Origin of the sequence: Fictibacillus barbaricus, assembly GCF_014635025.1 — a bacterium.
Classification (GTDB): Bacteria; Bacillota; Bacilli; order Bacillales; family Fictibacillaceae; genus Fictibacillus; species Fictibacillus barbaricus.
In genome coordinates this window covers 803,455-818,779 of record NZ_BMCE01000002.1, presented here as the reverse complement: position 1 = coordinate 818,779, position 15,325 = coordinate 803,455, and the positions used below count along the sequence as shown (strand labels likewise).

General features: G+C 39.5%; 20 protein-coding genes and 1 pseudogene. 12 read left to right on the top strand and 9 right to left on the bottom strand.

Features of this window, described 5'->3' with window-relative positions; translation table 11 throughout:
* Window positions 1-45: 45 nt before the first annotated feature.
* Complete coding sequence (locus IEV52_RS13555) at window positions 46-132, bottom strand: YjcZ family sporulation protein (RefSeq protein ID WP_077361959.1); 87 nt, start codon at window positions 130-132, stop codon at window positions 46-48.
* A gap of 222 nt (window positions 133-354) precedes the next feature.
* On the opposite strand from IEV52_RS13555, the gene IEV52_RS13550 reads away from it, so the two are divergent.
* The 3 genes from IEV52_RS13550 to IEV52_RS13540 all read left to right on the top strand — a co-directional run bounded on the left by IEV52_RS13550 (window position 355) and on the right by IEV52_RS13540 (window position 4,667).
* Window positions 355-885, top strand: coding sequence for a copper resistance CopC family protein (locus IEV52_RS13550; protein WP_188403051.1), 531 nt, complete (start codon window positions 355-357; stop codon window positions 883-885).
* 198 nt (window positions 886-1,083) lie between these two features.
* Window positions 1,084-2,847 (top strand): ABC transporter ATP-binding protein, encoded by a 1,764-nt coding sequence (locus tag IEV52_RS13545; protein ID WP_188403916.1) that lies wholly within the window; start codon window positions 1,084-1,086, stop codon window positions 2,845-2,847.
* 2 nt (window positions 2,848-2,849) lie between these two features.
* Window positions 2,850-4,667 carry an ABC transporter ATP-binding protein gene (locus IEV52_RS13540; protein ID WP_229754286.1) on the top strand — a complete coding sequence of 606 codons (1,818 nt, stop codon included), beginning with the start codon at window positions 2,850-2,852 and terminating at the stop codon, window positions 4,665-4,667.
* A gap of 38 nt (window positions 4,668-4,705) precedes the next feature.
* Here the strand turns inward: IEV52_RS13540 and IEV52_RS13535 are convergent, their stop codons facing one another.
* Complete coding sequence (locus IEV52_RS13535) at window positions 4,706-5,677, bottom strand: metal ABC transporter solute-binding protein, Zn/Mn family (protein WP_188403050.1); 972 nt, start codon at window positions 5,675-5,677, stop codon at window positions 4,706-4,708.
* Window positions 5,678-5,922: 245 nt separating this feature from the next.
* Between IEV52_RS13535 and IEV52_RS13530 the strand changes: the two genes are divergently transcribed.
* The 6 genes from IEV52_RS13530 (at window position 5,923) to IEV52_RS22795 (ending at window position 8,615) form a co-directional block, all read left to right on the top strand.
* Window positions 5,923-6,345, top strand: coding sequence for a CBS domain-containing protein (locus tag IEV52_RS13530; RefSeq protein ID WP_188403049.1), 423 nt, complete (start codon window positions 5,923-5,925; stop codon window positions 6,343-6,345).
* Between the two features lie 46 nt (window positions 6,346-6,391).
* Window positions 6,392-6,781 (top strand): fluoride efflux transporter CrcB, encoded by a 390-nt coding sequence (crcB, locus tag IEV52_RS13525; protein ID WP_188403048.1) that lies wholly within the window; start codon window positions 6,392-6,394, stop codon window positions 6,779-6,781.
* Window positions 6,778-7,125 (top strand): fluoride efflux transporter FluC, encoded by a 348-nt coding sequence (locus IEV52_RS13520; RefSeq protein ID WP_188403047.1) that lies wholly within the window; start codon window positions 6,778-6,780, stop codon window positions 7,123-7,125. Before crcB ends, IEV52_RS13520 begins: the two co-directional genes overlap by 4 nt.
* A gap of 19 nt (window positions 7,126-7,144) precedes the next feature.
* A complete protein-coding gene (gene uptA / locus IEV52_RS13515) occupies window positions 7,145-7,729 on the top strand; it encodes an undecaprenyl phosphate transporter UptA (RefSeq protein WP_188403046.1) in 585 nt (194 codons plus the stop codon).
* A 142-nt stretch (window positions 7,730-7,871) separates the two neighbouring features.
* A complete protein-coding gene (locus IEV52_RS13510; RefSeq protein WP_188403045.1) occupies window positions 7,872-8,066 on the top strand; it encodes a hypothetical protein in 195 nt (64 codons plus the stop codon).
* Between the two features lie 267 nt (window positions 8,067-8,333).
* Complete coding sequence (locus IEV52_RS22795) at window positions 8,334-8,615, top strand: adhesin (RefSeq protein WP_188403044.1); 282 nt, start codon at window positions 8,334-8,336, stop codon at window positions 8,613-8,615.
* Between the two features lie 48 nt (window positions 8,616-8,663).
* Here the strand turns inward: IEV52_RS22795 and IEV52_RS13500 are convergent, their stop codons facing one another.
* Window positions 8,664-9,374, bottom strand: coding sequence for a thermonuclease family protein (locus tag IEV52_RS13500; RefSeq protein WP_188403043.1), 711 nt, complete (start codon window positions 9,372-9,374; stop codon window positions 8,664-8,666).
* A gap of 130 nt (window positions 9,375-9,504) precedes the next feature.
* Here IEV52_RS13500 and IEV52_RS13495 point away from each other — a divergent pair, with 130 nt between their 5' ends.
* The 3 genes and pseudogenes from IEV52_RS13495 (at window position 9,505) to IEV52_RS13485 (ending at window position 10,494) form a co-directional block, all read left to right on the top strand.
* Window positions 9,505-9,687 carry a hypothetical protein gene (locus IEV52_RS13495; RefSeq protein WP_188403042.1) on the top strand — a complete coding sequence of 61 codons (183 nt, stop codon included), beginning with the start codon at window positions 9,505-9,507 and terminating at the stop codon, window positions 9,685-9,687.
* A 15-nt stretch (window positions 9,688-9,702) separates the two neighbouring features.
* Window positions 9,703-10,020 (top strand): annotated as a pseudogene (locus IEV52_RS13490) (redoxin domain-containing protein); the annotation flags it as partial.
* Between the two features lie 111 nt (window positions 10,021-10,131).
* The gene (locus tag IEV52_RS13485) at window positions 10,132-10,494 is read left to right on the top strand and encodes a cupredoxin domain-containing protein (protein ID WP_188403041.1); all 363 of its coding nucleotides are present in this window, start codon (window positions 10,132-10,134) and stop codon (window positions 10,492-10,494) included.
* A 46-nt stretch (window positions 10,495-10,540) separates the two neighbouring features.
* On the opposite strand, the gene IEV52_RS13480 is transcribed toward IEV52_RS13485, so the two are convergent.
* The 6 genes from IEV52_RS13480 to IEV52_RS13455 form a co-directional block, all read right to left on the bottom strand.
* Window positions 10,541-11,263, bottom strand: coding sequence for a hypothetical protein (locus IEV52_RS13480; protein WP_188403040.1), 723 nt, complete (start codon window positions 11,261-11,263; stop codon window positions 10,541-10,543).
* A 13-nt stretch (window positions 11,264-11,276) separates the two neighbouring features.
* Complete coding sequence (locus IEV52_RS13475) at window positions 11,277-11,564, bottom strand: hypothetical protein (RefSeq protein WP_188403039.1); 288 nt, start codon at window positions 11,562-11,564, stop codon at window positions 11,277-11,279.
* An 89-nt stretch (window positions 11,565-11,653) separates the two neighbouring features.
* Window positions 11,654-12,412, bottom strand: coding sequence for an IucA/IucC family C-terminal-domain containing protein (locus tag IEV52_RS13470; RefSeq protein WP_188403038.1), 759 nt, complete (start codon window positions 12,410-12,412; stop codon window positions 11,654-11,656).
* On the bottom strand, window positions 12,387-13,205 hold the full coding sequence (locus IEV52_RS13465) for an ABC transporter ATP-binding protein (protein WP_188403037.1): 819 nt from the start codon (window positions 13,203-13,205) through the stop codon (window positions 12,387-12,389). The genes IEV52_RS13470 and IEV52_RS13465 overlap by 26 nt, the downstream gene beginning before the upstream one ends.
* Before the next feature lie 16 nt (window positions 13,206-13,221).
* Entirely contained in the window at window positions 13,222-14,265 is a 1,044-nt protein-coding gene (locus IEV52_RS13460) for a FecCD family ABC transporter permease (RefSeq protein ID WP_188403036.1), read from the bottom strand.
* Complete coding sequence (locus IEV52_RS13455) at window positions 14,262-15,263, bottom strand: FecCD family ABC transporter permease (RefSeq protein WP_188403913.1); 1,002 nt, start codon at window positions 15,261-15,263, stop codon at window positions 14,262-14,264. Before IEV52_RS13455 ends, IEV52_RS13460 begins: the two co-directional genes overlap by 4 nt.
* Window positions 15,264-15,325 lie beyond the last annotated feature (62 nt).

Sequence of the window (15,325 nt, the reverse complement as noted above, 5' to 3'; positions counted from 1 at the left end):
AAAAAACCGGGCTCAGCCGGTTTTCTCCCATCAATCTACCTTTTATTAGCAGAAGCAAGCTGCCCCTACAATAATCAATAGAATAAACAACACTACTACCAACGCAAAAGAATTGCCATGAGCAAAACCCATCGATTTTTCCTCCTTTAATTCTTGCAATTGTTAATTCCTTATATCCTATGCCTGTTTTCATTTTCGAAGCAGGCAAGAGCGGAGTTTCCCTTAAAATAGGCATTAATTGTATGTATAACTAAAAAACTGTCAACGATTTTTATAGACAAAAATTCTTGTGAAGAACACCTGATCTTTGTTTTAATGTAGATAGAAAGAAAATATGTTACAGGGAGTCAAGCTATGAAAAAAACGGTATTATCCTTTGTGTTCTTACTTACAGTTGTATTTCAACTTCCTTTATTTGCATTTGCTCATTCAGAACTAGAATCAGCAACACCAGCAGAAGGGGAGAAAGTTACAACAGATCTTGAAACTGTGGTCTTAACCTTTTCAACGAAGATTGAGTCTTTAAGTACGATAAAACTAAAAAATGATAATAAAGAGATTCCACTCCAGGTAAGTGTTGAAGACGACCAAATGATCGGAAAAATGAATGCGCCGTTGGAAAATGGTAATTATACCGTAGAGTACAAAGTAATCGGTGCTGACAGTCACGTTATTGAAGGGAACTATACGTTCTCTGTGGAACGTCCAGAACAGGCTCTACAGGAAGAAGGCCAAGAAAAGCAAGAGGACGATGCAGAGCAAGCGCTGCCTGAAGCAGATAAAAAAGACCAACCCAAAAATCCTAGTTATTTTGCACCCCTTACAATAGGTCTCGTGATTTTAATAGCGATTGTTTCGTTTTTTGCATTTAGAAGAAAAAGATAAGGAAAAAAGCCTCGAATATATCGGGGCTTTTTTTAGTACTATAGGAAAGGTACTTGGTTAACATAATTGATAATTCATATGGTAACTAGTTAAAAAAGTTTTTAGTAAAGAATATGAGCAAAAATATAGTTTTTTCTAACTATTCTGTTATAAGATGTATATTGTCTTTTATTTTACAGAAGGGGGAAGGTGATTGATCTGGATACATTTAAGAGATTAAAAGACTTTTATTGGCCTTATAAAAAATACTTTTATTGGTCGATCCTGACTTTGTTTCTTGTATCAGGTATTACCGTTGTTTATCCGATGGTCTTGCAATTTACCATCGATGAAATCATCATGAAAGGGGAATATTCTTTCGTCCCCTATGTAGCAATCGGCTTTGTACTTCTTATGGCTATAAAAGGGGCAGCTACATATAGTCATCAGTTTTACGGAGATTTGTTTGGGATTAGTTCGGTATATGAGCTTCGCGAATCTTTATACGAAAAACTTCAATTCTTGCCATTTGACTATTATGATAATGCGAAAACCGGTGATTTAATGTCACGGCTAACCGCAGATGTTGAGGGGTTCCGTTTTTTCCTTTCGTTTGGATTCTCCCAACTAATCAACTTTGTGCTGATTATTGGCTTCAGTCTATCCGTCATGTTCTTCTATTCCATTCCTTTGGCTATCATCACACTCTGTATGATGCCTTTCCTCGCACTCGTTGTTTACAAGTTTGATAAAGAAGTTCATCCCGCTTTTAGAGGAATCCGAAAATCTATGGCTAACCTGAATACGAAAGTTCAGGAAAACATTAGCGGTATCAACACGGTCAAATCTTTATCGCGCGAAGATTTTGAGATTGGTAAATTTGATACTTCGAACGCAGATTACAAATCTCAATTTATACACACTTCACACATCTGGGCACGGTACTTTCCTATCATGGAATTGATCGGGAACTTATCAGTCGTGTTTCTTCTTGCATACGGAGGCTACCTTGTAATAAAAGGGGACCTGACAGCAGGCGAGCTTGTTGCGTTCTTCAGTCTTGTATGGTACATCATGGGGCCGATCATGAATCTAGGCTTTATCATGAACACTTTTTCTCAATCCAAAGCTTCTGGTGAGCGTCTGTTAGAAATTTTAGATGAACCTCTTGAGATGGAGGGGGAAGACCGAGAACTTGAAGTGGTACGCTTTAATGGTGAGGTAACGTTTGAAGAGGTTACACACCGTTATAAAAATGAGAAAAAAGATGCGCTCAAACATGTATCCTTTAAGGCTGAACCAGGTCAGACAATAGGACTTATCGGTGCAACAGGTTCAGGGAAAACATCCATTACACAGCTGTTGTCAAGATTTTATCAGCCTCATTCCGGAAATATCCTTATTGATGGTAAACCTCTTGAAACATATCCGCTCAGAACGATCAGAAAGAATATTGGAACCGTCCTGCAAGAGTCCTTTTTATTTTCGTCTACCATAAAAGATAACATTTCGTATGGCAGTCCGGATGCAGATATGGAAGCTATTATTGATGCTGCAAAACGGGCACAGGCGCATGATTTTATCATGGAACTTCCAGATGGATACGACACCGTTCTAGGTGAGAGGGGACTTGGTCTTTCTGGCGGTCAAAAGCAAAGGATTTCAATAGCTAGAGCCATTCTTATTGATCCGACCATTCTCATTCTGGATGATGCAACAAGTGCAGTTGATATGGAAACGGAATTTAGAATTCAAAAAGCGTTAAAAGAAGTAATGAGCGACCGAACGACTTTTATTATTGCGCACAGGATCTCTTCTTTAAAACATGCAGATGAGATTCTCGTTCTTCATGAGGGAGAGGTTATTGAACGCGGAACACATGAGGAGCTTATTCGTGAAGAATCAGGATCGTACCGCAGAATCTATGACATTCAATATCAAGATAAAGACAAAGTGTTTCAAATGAACGGTCAGGGGGTGTAAAGGTGCAAGAAACAAATAAACTAAAAAAATCTGCCCGGTTTCGATATTCTTCTGAACAAGTAATCGATAAACCCTTTAACTGGGGACAGATCATTCGGCTGTTCGGATATATGAAACCATACAGCAAGAACCTGCTGCCAAAAGCGATATTAGCTATGATCGTCTCAACAGCAGTCAGGCTTGTCGTGCCTGTTTTTATAGGGGTTCTGACATTTGATCATGCGATTAAGAATAAGGATACTTCACTTCTTGTCACATTGATCATTGCTATAGCAGGCTTATACTTGCTCTCATGGGGAGCAAATACATTACGGATAAAATGGATGAACTATCTGGGACAGTATGTAATTTACGATATAAGACAACATCTGTTCAAACACATTCAGAGACTGTCTCACCGATTTTTCGATCAGCGATCTGCCGGGTCTATACTCGTTCGGATCATCAATGACGTTAACTCTCTTCAAGATCTTTTTACAAACGGGGTTATCAATGTATTGATGGATATTATCCTGTTGTTCGGCATTATCGTGATCATGTTTATTTACAGCCCAGAGCTAACATTAGCCATTATGGTAATCCTGCCACTCATGTTCTTTATCTCAACGAGTCTGAGGACAAAGATCAGACGTTCTTGGCAGGTTGTACGCATTAAACAATCCAAACTTAACTCCCATCTTAATGAGAGCATTCAAGGGATCCGCGTAACAAAATCGTATACACAAGAAAAAGAGAACATGAGCTTTTTTAACGGTGTAAATAATGAAACGTATGACAGCTGGAAAACGGCAACACAGCAGAATGCCTTGTTCCGGCCGTTCGTTGAGATGTCGAATGCGATTGGAACGGCTATTCTATTATGGTTTGGTTCTTATCTGATTCAAGGGGAAGCTTTGGAAATCGGGGTGTTTGTAACGTTTGCTTTTTATCTTGGTATGTTCTGGGAGCCGATCTCCCGATTAGGGCAGGTTTATAATCAGCTTTTAGTTGGAATGGCATCTTCTGAACGAATCTTTGAATTTTTGGATGAAAAGCCGAATGTCCATGAGAAAGATGATGCGTATGTATTCTCTCAAATTCAAGGCGATATCGAGTTTAAGGATGTAGAATTTGCTTATAACGCTGACCGAAAAGCTCTAAAAGGAATTGACCTTAAGATACATGGTGGTCAAACAGTAGCTTTAGTCGGCCATACTGGTTCAGGTAAGACGACTATCGCTAACTTAGTCAGCCGTTTTTATGACCCGACTTCAGGTGAAGTTCTGATCGATAGGAAAAACTTAAAAGATGTAAATTTAGCCAGTCTTCGCGAAAAGGTGAGTGTGGTCCTTCAAGATACGTTTATCTTCTCTGGAACAATCATGGAGAATGTACGTTTCGGAAGACCGAATGCATCTGATGAGGAAGTGAAGAAAGCCGCAAAAGCTGTTGGTGCGCATGCTTTTATTGAAAGGCTTTCAAATGGTTATGAAACTGAAGTTGAAGAAAGAGGGAACGTGTTATCTGTTGGAGAGAGACAGCTCCTATCTTTTGCAAGAGCGCTTCTCGCTGATCCGGACATATTAATCCTTGATGAAGCAACAGCAAGTATCGATACAGAATCTGAGCAAAAAATACAAAAAGCCCTAAAGACTTTGTTGAAAGACAGAACGGCAATCATTATTGCTCATAGACTGTCTACCATTAGAGAAGCTGATAATATCATCGTATTAGACCATGGTGAAATAATGGAACAAGGTAATCATACAGAGCTTATGAATGCTGAAGGAATCTATTATCATCTGGTTGTATCTCAATTTAAAATGCATGATGCCATCTAAAAAAAACGCCTGGGAAATTTTTTCCCGGGCGTTTTGCTTTATTGCAATGCTTTTGAAAGTGTATCAATGTTTTCTTTCATGATCGATAGGTAATCACGGTCGTTCTTGATATCTTCTTTTGTCAATGTCTCCAAGTTATGAAGTGACAAAGTATCTGCACCGACTTCTTTTTTAATCATAGCTGCAACTTTGTTATTTACGTTTTCTTCAAATATAATGTAATTTGTTTTTTCTGTTTTCGCGTTTTCAATAATGGTTTGAATCTGTTTTTGACTTGGTTCATGTGATGGTGAAAGACCGCTGATTGCAACCTGTTCCAGTCCGTAACGTTCCGCCCAATAACCATATGCAGCATGGGATACTATGAATGAGTTCTTTGGAGCATTTTCAACTTTTGTATTAAAAGCTGAATCCAGCTCTTTTAAATCCGCAGTCAGCGTTTCGTGATTCTTTTTAAGTTCATCTTTTGCTTCAGGTTTTAATTTAACAAGCCCGTTATAGATATTATCAGCTATCTGCTGCGCTAAAACAGGATCAAGCCAAATGTGAGGGTCAAGTGAACCATGATCCTGGTGAGCTTCTTCCTCTTCATGCTCACCATGCTCTTCCTCTCCATGCTCACCGTGTTCTTCCTCTTCATGTTCTGATGACTCATGATAAGTGATACCTTTAGCACCATCAATAATCGGCATATCTTCTTCTTTTAACGTATCAGCAACAGAAGAAGAAAATTCATCCGATTCAAGTTTGTTGTAAACAAAAGCATCTCCCTCTGTAATCTCCACCATTTTTTTGGTTGAAGGTTCATACGTGTGTGCATCCGCTCCTGGAGGTATAATAGAGGATACTTCCACATGCTTGCCGCCAATTCTTTCTGTAAAGTATTCTAATGGATACATCGTCGTGTAGATCTTTAATGTTCCGTCATTTTTATCAGATCCATTATTGTTTCCACAAGCGGCTGATATAAGTAATAATATAATAGCGCTGCAAAGACCAAGGTTTTTCATAAGTAAATCTCTCCTTTCAAACAATCCTTCCTCATTATAAACGTAATGATTACGATTTGTAAAATGTTATTTCTATTTGGTAAGAATTTCCTACAGACTGCAGGTAGAAAACAGTTCTAAATGGAAATTCTTAAGGGTAGTGTTTAATAAAGCGAATCATTGCCCTTTTTGTTATAATAAAGAGGTGTTTATAAAAGCGTTTAAATAAGCGTGAATCATGCTTAAAAAGGAGAGCGCGTACTATCATGAATATTGCTTTTTATTTGTTGCCTAAAGATGAAGTGAAGTACCTGAACCCAGAAGCAACGATAAGACAGGCACTTGAAAAGTTATCTTACCACAAGTACACTTCTGTGCCTCTCGTGTCGGAAGAAGGCCGCTACATAGGAACGTTAACAGAAGGCGATCTTTTATGGAAACTAAGGGAAGCCTTTGACAAAGGGTATGATGATGTATTAAAGACAAAGCTCGTAAATGTACCTCAGCGTGTCAATAATATTTCAGTCTCCATCAACTCAAACATGGAAGACCTTATTACTTTGTCTACTGACCAAAACTTTATACCCGTTACAGATGATGACGGGCACTTTATCGGAATCATTAGAAGACGAGATATCATCAAGTATTGTTCAAATTTAATTTGGAACAAAGAAGTTACAAAAGATTAAGGCGGTCTGTCTTAATCTTTTTGTACATACAGGAGGATTTCTTCAGGTGAAAGTTTTAGCAGTTGCAATAGGCGGAATGATTGGAGCCCTCCTGCGTTTATGGATCGGTATCCTTCTTTTTAATCCAGAAGCAGCCTTTCCTTATCCAACATTAATCATTAATCTTATGGGTAGTTTCTTTCTTGGCTGGTTCGTCATTCATGGCGCCAAGATGGTCAGAAATAAGCACTACATATTAGGCATTCAAACAGGGATTATCGCCTCATTTACAACTTTTTCATCGTTTAATGCCGAGCTGCTTCTTCTTATGAAGGATGAACGCTATACGATGGCACTTATGTATTTTGTAATCAGCACTGTTATTGGTATCGCCGCCATTCTTCTTGGAATGAAGTTCGGATCAGCTACACTGGATAAAGTGGGTGAAGATCTTTGATCAATCTATCTGTAGCTGTGGCATCTGGTGGTGCAATAGGAGCACTTGTGAGATATTTTGTATGCCAGAAGCTGAATGCAAGATTTCCATGGGGCACATTCCTCGTTAATGTATTAGGATCGTTTTTACTAGGATGGCTAATTGGAGAAGAAAGGCGCGAAATACTGAATTCGTTTGTTGGGATGGGCTTTCTAGGTGCCCTGACAACATTCTCTACATTGCAATATGAGGCAGTTTCTTTATATAAAAAAAGTCAGAGAAGCGTTCTTTATTATTTATTTTCTACATACGCATTAGGATTGTTGGCGGCTTGGACAGGTTTTATGATCGCTGCCAAACTATAAATAAGAATAAGGTGAAACAATGAAAGAATTAGTGATTTCTCTATTAGAGTGGATAATGAGTTTAGGGCATTTAGGTATCGCACTAGGGTTGATGGTGGAAGTAATTCCGAGTGAGCTTGTTCTATCTTATGGTGGCTATATGGTTGCAAAAGGACATTTGAATTTTACTTTAGCTGTGATTGCAGGAACGATCGGGGGAACAATCGCACAGCTGTTTTTATATTGGATGGGGTATTATGGCGGCCGCCCATTTCTTGAGAAGTACGGAAAGTATATCTTAATCTCAAGCAAACAGATCGACTTATCAGAGAAATGGTTCAACAAGTATGGAACCGGTGTAATTTTCTTTGCACGTTTTATCCCGGTAGTAAGGCATGCGATCAGCATTCCAGCAGGAATCGCAAAAATGTCTTTCGCAAAGTTTACGTTATTTACTACACTAGCGGTTATTCCATGGTCTATCTTTTTTATTGAGCTAGGAAGCAGACTAGGATCAAACTGGGAGGACATTAAAACGATTGCAGCACCTTATACAAGAGGGATCATGATTCTCGCTGTTGTCATCATCTTCTTATTTATTCTGTATAAAGTGAAGAAGAAATAGTTGGTTGTAAATTTAGTAAGCCTGCTGCACATGCATCAGGCTTTTTATTATGGACTGAGTACTAGGACAAATTCTAAGCATGGATGTCCTCATCATATATATGGCTACAGCATAAAAATTACGTAAGGGGGAGGGAAGGTGTATGGAAACGTTCAGTAAAAACTACCATGAGACGTACAACGCTGCAAAAGTAAATGAGCTGCTGCTGCGTATCAAAGCTCATCAAGAGAAAGAGAATATGGCAGCTCAAGTATCAGAAGCAATGAAGGTATGCGGCTTCACACCTGGAGACATCGAGCTGGTCTTGAAGCAACTGCGAGGGGGGGACAGACCCTAGACAATTACACTTTTATTGTTTTTGTGCATCTCGGAAGGACACTCAGTTCTGTACTTGCTAAGGCACATAAAATTTTTGGAGCAGTATAAACTGAAATTCCTTCAAATTCAATTCAGCAAACAGCCACAAGTCATTACAAAATCCTATCAAAAAAGCAGCTCACCCTAACAAATTCTTTTAACTTTCACCAAAAGTCACTATCTTTCAAGCATTTCTTAGACGATTTTACCTCATTTGCGATATACTACAGAGTAAGAGGTGATGGCAATGGAAATTACTTTAAGCGCAAAAAAGTATATAGAAGAAGTGCTTGAAATGAACAACGCCAACGGAATTCGAGTTTATTTCGCTGGCATGGGCTGAGGAGGTCCAAAGCTAGGCCTGGCTCTGGATGAGCCGGAAAACACAGATATAATAGAAGAAATTAACGGAATTCGAGTGGCTTTCGATAACAGAATTAAAGATCAAACATCAACGTTGAAGCTTGATTTTGAAGACTCTCAACATGGTGCAGGTCTTGTGATGCTTGGACAAGATGAATGCTGTTAGATGAAAAAACCGCTAGATGACAGGAGAATTGTCATCTTAGCGGTTTTATTATTGCTGAGATTTCCTAAAGCCAGCTTTAATCGCTTCTTCTTCTGAACAAAACCATTGCTCGGGCTTTGTGATCTTATAATACCTGCCGCTTATAACATGATAGATTTTTTCCCCGGAAGAATTGATATTTCCCTTAATGCTGCATTCTTCGGTGCTTTTTTCACTGTCAACTTCACTCTTACCTGCTTCTGATCCACTAGAAAAATAGCCATCTTCTTGAACATAGTTCTCTAGACTCCAAATCCCAACACCCTCTTGTTGAGCTTTCATCTGAATGTCCTGATATTCATCAACATATTTTGTATTGGGTTCAAAGACATAAGCCACACGGGCTAATCCCTCTTTCAGCAAAGATTCCTGGACGCTTTTGCCGTCAGCGTATACGTATGCTAAAAGCCTTCCGTATTTATCTCGTTCACCGATTCCAAGCTCTAACTCAACGTCAGCATCCTTTAACAAATCTTCGGTATACTTGCTGGCTTCTTTACTAAAGGGCTGAACCGGTTTTGATGGGTGAACGCTTTCCGGAGTATCAATCAGCAACAAACGAACGGTTTCCGTTTTTCCGTTCATTTGGACTTTTATTGTATCTCCATCAACGACTTCAACCAATTGAACTAAACCTTTATTTTTTTCAGAATCAAAATAACTGCATCCAGAAACAAATAATAGGCTAAACATGAAAAATAGCATTGCTTTTACTTTCATATGTATCATCCTTCTATAATTCAAATTATTGTATATAGTAAACCTCATTCTATTATAATAAATGTTAGGAAGAAGAAATTATAGAATATCATATATATAGACGTGTGGTATCTATAGAAAGGAGAATGATGTGAAAAAGATTCATAAAATACTAGCTGTTTGCTTAGCAGTCTTACTAACGATATTTGCAGCTGGCTGCGGAAACGATTCTGAACTGAAAGAAGCTAAACTTGAAAACCAAAACGGTGAAGAGGTCTCTGTATTCCCATCTGATAAGCCATCCTTAATCTTTTTATTTACAACTGCTGGCTGAGGACTCTGTCAAGCTCAGCTGGTTCAGCTGAAAGAGAATGTCGGAAAATTAAAAGATATGGATGTAAATATTTATGCTGTGAGTTCCGATACAGTGGAACATTTATCAATTCTGCATCAAGAGATGAAACCTCCGTTTCCATTCTTGTCCGATCCAGAATTTAAACTGATTGATCATTTGGATATGAGGGGAGAAAGTGTGGCTAAACGTGGTTACGCTTTAATGGATCAAAAAGGTAAGGTCATCTTTACGGAAGTAAATGACCATTGGGGAGAACAGATCGATCAAACATCTAAACAAATTCATGATGAGTATAAGAAGATGGAAGAATAGTCCGGTGCGCCGGGCTGTTTTTTTGTATTGATAAGTGTCACAGATTATCCATACTAGTTGAATTAAAATGAGGGTATAATGAAATCAGAAAGACTCAAGGAGGCAATCGATATGTTGAAAAAATCATTGTGGCTTGCAGCAATCGCTGTTCTTGCAATTGGAATCTTAGCAGCATGTGGCGGAGGAAAAGAAAAAGAAGAAAGCGCTAAAAATGCGGAAGAAACAATTACTATTGAGGCGAGTAATTTTAAATTCGATAAAGAAGAATACAAAATCCCTGCTAATAAAGATGTAGCTTTAAAGCTGGAAAACGTTGATGGTAATCATGGACTTATGATTGAAGGAGAAGACGTTAACGTTTCTGGCGGTTCTTCAGATGTTGTGAACCTTAAACCAGGTGAATACACGATTCGCTGCAGTGTCCCTTGTGGAAATGGTCATGCAGATATGGTTTCAAAACTAGTAGTTGAATAAGAGTAAAGCCCTTCGAGCTTCTAACCGGAGGGCTTTTTTTATGTCTTTATAATTTTTGGCTGTGTATCAGCTTTTCGTTAAATGGAAAATCTCTCATCGTGGATGCCCAAAGATTTCCGAGCAATCGGGGCATCATCTGATCTGATGGAATGTTACCATTGTTTTTAAGAAAATAATCAAAATATAAAAGATAGAGCCAGGATGAGACAGGGAAAAGAATCTGATTTGCATACTCTTTGCTCTCTGTAATCGTCAAAAAAGAATGAGATTCCCAGCCAGAAATAAAGCGGGTTCGTTTGCCAGCAAGTTTCGACTCTATGTAATGAATAGAATGGGCAACCTGCGGATCATCATCCCCATCAGCATGTGCAAGAATTGACTGCTTTTCTAATGAAATCGAATCAAGGTCAGCCACCTCTGCAACCACATGACATAATGCCTTATCGTAATGAGCATTCAAGGGTATCCATCCATGACGATTTAAGATTTGAAGAAATGATAGCTCTTCAGACGGAATATCCGTATATGGAGGGGGAAAGGTTTGCCTTCCATACTTGATATCATGAAAGTTTTCTTTTTCAAAAGAAGCTGAAGCATACCATGTATCATTCTCATCTTTAAACAATCTTTCCCCGGTTTCAAGTGAGTAGGCGGTAAACAATCCTCTTTTTGAAAATTCGTAGGAAGGTAGTTCCTCCTCTTTAAGTGAGCTTATTGTCTTTTCATCCGGGGTTTCAATAGCCGTCATTACGAAGATAGTAATATTCAATATGATTCGTCCTCTAATCTTTAATGATTTTAGTAAAAGTATCTTTTAATCCTGAGAATCCTTCCTTAACAGCTGTGAAACTGTTCTTCTTCTGGTAAATGTCATAACGCAGATAGTCTTTCTTTTCTTGCAGCAGCTGCTGCTGTGTTTTAATGTCATTCATACGTGCAGTGATACCGTCTCCAGTACTCTTCATTTTTTGAACGGCACCCATAGATTCTTTAGCAGCCTTTAAACCTGGTATTAAAATAAAAATGGCTGCAGCCGCACAAACTCCTAAGAAAATCCATAGCCATAACATGAACATCGCCTCCAATTAATCGATCTTTATCTAAAATACCCGGAAACTTGCAAGAAAAAACAAAAAATCGAGGGAAGAAAGCCTCGATTTTATCGCTTTGGACAGGTAGAGCAACAAGTCCCGTTTTCAGTTTTGTAATAAAGGCAGCATGTCTTTCGGGTCTTTGCAGGTTCGCATCCGGTCGGAGCCATAAAACGATGAAACGGATTTTTAGTTAATCCAAAATGGAAAGCAGGGGCATCCATAAAGAATGCATAATCATCTTGAATGCGCTGTTTTACCTCAATAGGATGATCCTCGCTTAACCAAGTCTCATAAACCCAGCGTATGTATATCCATGCGTTCTCCCAGAGTGTAGCTTTTGAGATGCGTGCCGAGCTTGCAACATGGTTCAGCATAATAGATATATTTTCCTTAAACAGTGTTTCAATTACGCTAGAACGCCAGTCTTCTCGAGATTCAGAAGAAAGGCAGGCTGATGCATCTTTTAATGTGAAAGACGGCAGCCACATGCTTTCAGAGTTGTGATCGATCAGGTAGATGTTTTTAATATTCATATCAAATGATTTATTAAGCATCGTCATTCCATACAGGCAAGAAGTTAAGCTGCAATATGCGTATCTCTTGAAGAAGAGAGAGGCTGTTACAGGACGTTTGCTGGATCCGATACGTGGTCCTGTTTGATCCAGAAATTGAAGCAGGTTCTCTTGATCAAGCAATTGTTCAGCAGAGACTACCACTTCATTTTCATATGGAGCTTGAAAAGAAAATCGGTAGTTAGAGCTGATATGATTCTTTTCGTCTGTTGTCCATCCGTTAGATTTAGGCGTACTGAGGAGTATTGACATGTCGCACAACTCGCCCCTTTCCATATGGAATACACATCGGTGTGCCAAAGACGGGATCAGGAATCACTGTACTTGGCATTTGAAACACATCTTCAACTAATTGTTCATTCATAATTTCTTCAGGTGCACCCTGCGCATATACGGTTTTATCTTGAATGGCTACAATATGATGGGCGTAGCGGCAAGCTAAGTTTAAATCATGAAGCACCATTACTATTGTACGCTGTTCTTTTTCGTTTAACTCAAATAAAAGATCAAGAATCTCAACTTGGTGTGTCATGTCTAAATAAGTTGTAGGTTCATCGAGTAGAATCGTATCTGTTCCTTGAGCAAGTGTCATAGCGATCCAAGCACGCTGGCGCTGTCCTCCAGAAAGCGAATCAACCGGTGTTTCCATGAAAGAAAGCAGGTTCGTTGCTCTAAGTGCATTCATAACGGCTTTTTCATCTTCAGCAGACCACTGCTGAAGCCATGATTGATAAGGAAAGCGTCCTTGCTTAACAAGCTGAAGCACTGTCAGTCCCTCAGGAGCTGCAGGGCCCTGCGGGAGAATGGCGAGTTCTTTTGCTACTTGTTTAGTAGAGCGTTTGGCGATATCTTTTCCGTTTAATAAAACATGACCTGTCTTAGGCTGTAACAGGCGTGCCATAGAACGTAACAGGGTGGATTTACCGCAGCCGTTGCTTCCGATAAAGACCGTGATTTTACCTTTTGGAATCTGTAGATTCAATTCATCAATAATCGGTTTTTTTCCATAAGATAAAGTTAGGTTTGAGGTTGTTAAAACAGCCATCTGTCATCCACTCCTGTTATTGATTTTTAAATAATAGATAAATAAAGTATGGCGCGCCAATTGCCGCTGTAAAAACACCAGCTGGCACTTCTAATGGCGAGAAGACTGTACGGCCTGCTAGGTCAGCTAAAACCACCATGATTCCGCCGATCAGTGCTGAAGCAGGGAACAGTCCCCCAAAAGAAGAACCTGTGATACGCCGCGCGATATGCGGTCCGATTAAACCAACGAACCCTATGGCCCCTGCAAAAGCGACAGCAGATCCTGCGAGTGCCGTACACGCCATTAAAAGCATAAACCGCTCTCGGTGAACAGCAATGCCGGCTCCCATCGCAAGGTCATCACCAAAGCCTTGTATGTTCAAGCGGCGAACCAAAAGAATTAAAATAGGCAGCATCCCTAAGAACCAAGGCAACATCGCTTTTACTTCTTTCCATGAGGTGCCATAAACAGTTCCTGTCAGCCATACAGTAGCTTGGCTGGCTCTATAGATCGGACCGATGAGCATCATGAGTGTCGTTAACGCTTGAAAAAGAGCCATAAGTCCGATGCCTATTAAAATCAAGCGTATCGGTGTAACGCCGTTTTTCCATGCTAGAGCGTAAATTAGAAAGGCAACGACGGTTGCACCAGCAAAAGCGAATATAGGCAAATAGTTGATGCTAAGCAAGAGGTTGTTGGAGTCATCACTGAACATCGTTAGAAAACCGACTGCTGCAAATCCTGCTCCACCTGTGATACCTATCATGTCAGGGGAAGCTAATGGATTACGTATAACTCCTTGTAATATTGCTCCCGATAGAGCAAGTGATGCTCCGGCAATGAAAGCGACTAAAACTCTAGGAAGTCTGAATTCTGTAATAATCAATTCGTTAATATCAAGTCCAGTGCCGATTAATGCAGTGAAAACATCCCAAGGTGCGATATACATATCACCAACCCCAATGCTAATTAACATTGCGGCAATAGATGCTATTGATAAGACCATAATGGCTAGAGTAGTCTTTTTATCAATTAAATAGGAAAATGATTTACGCTGTAAAACCCAATACTTTCTCATTTTTGAAAAATTCCTTTTCTAACAATATAAATGAAGAATGGAGTACCGATCAGAGCAGTGACAACACCGACAGGCGCTTCTTCTGGCATGATAATATAACGTGCGCCAATATCAGCTAGTACTAGCATGATTCCGCCAATAAGAGCGGAGTAAGGTACTATCCAGCGATGATCATTCCCAACTAAGAATCTTGCAAAATGCGGGACAACAATCCCAATGAAACTAATTGGACCAGCTATAGCAACAGACCCGCCTGCAAGCAAGATTACCATTAAAGCAGCTGCTAATTTAAAAATCACTGTTTTTTGCCCTAAGCTTACTGCGACGTCTTCACCAAGAGCAAATGCATTTAGCTGCCTAGACAAAAGGACTGAAACGATCCAAGCGAATGCAAGAGCTGGTATAACCGCAGTTAACATAGAAAGTTTTCTTCCTTCGACTGAACCAGCAAGCCAGAATAATACTTCATCAAGAGCTTTCTCATTGGTTACAAGCATCCCTTGTGTAAGTGATGCGAATAGTGCAGCCATTACAGCTCCTGCTAAAGTCAGCTTTACAGGAGTTAATCCTCCTTTTCCTGCAGATCCAAGAGCATATGCCAGTCCTGCGGCAACAGCGGCTCCTAAAAAACCAATCCACATAAACTGCTGTATGGATGAGATTCCTAGGAAAGTAACGCTAAATACAATAAAGAATCCTGCACCAGCATTAATACCAAAGATATCTGGTGATGCGATCGGATTTCGTGTGAGTGCCTGCATGAGGACGCCGGCAATTCCTAATGAGATGCCGACTGCCATACCTACAAGGGAGCGCGGCACTCGTGAAAGCTGAATAATTAGATGTTCATTAGAGCCGTTGAATGCGGTGTATGCCTCAATTGCTTGTTTAAATGAAGTATTTGTATACCCCAAAACAACACTAAGAGCCATTATAATAAGTGCTAAAATAATACCGATAATCAGACCGGCTGCTTTTCTGTTATTTCCGTATAATATTCCGTTCATCTGGGCCTCTTTTAATAATGAAAAATGTTCTCATTTAACAGTTTAAAAGTAAA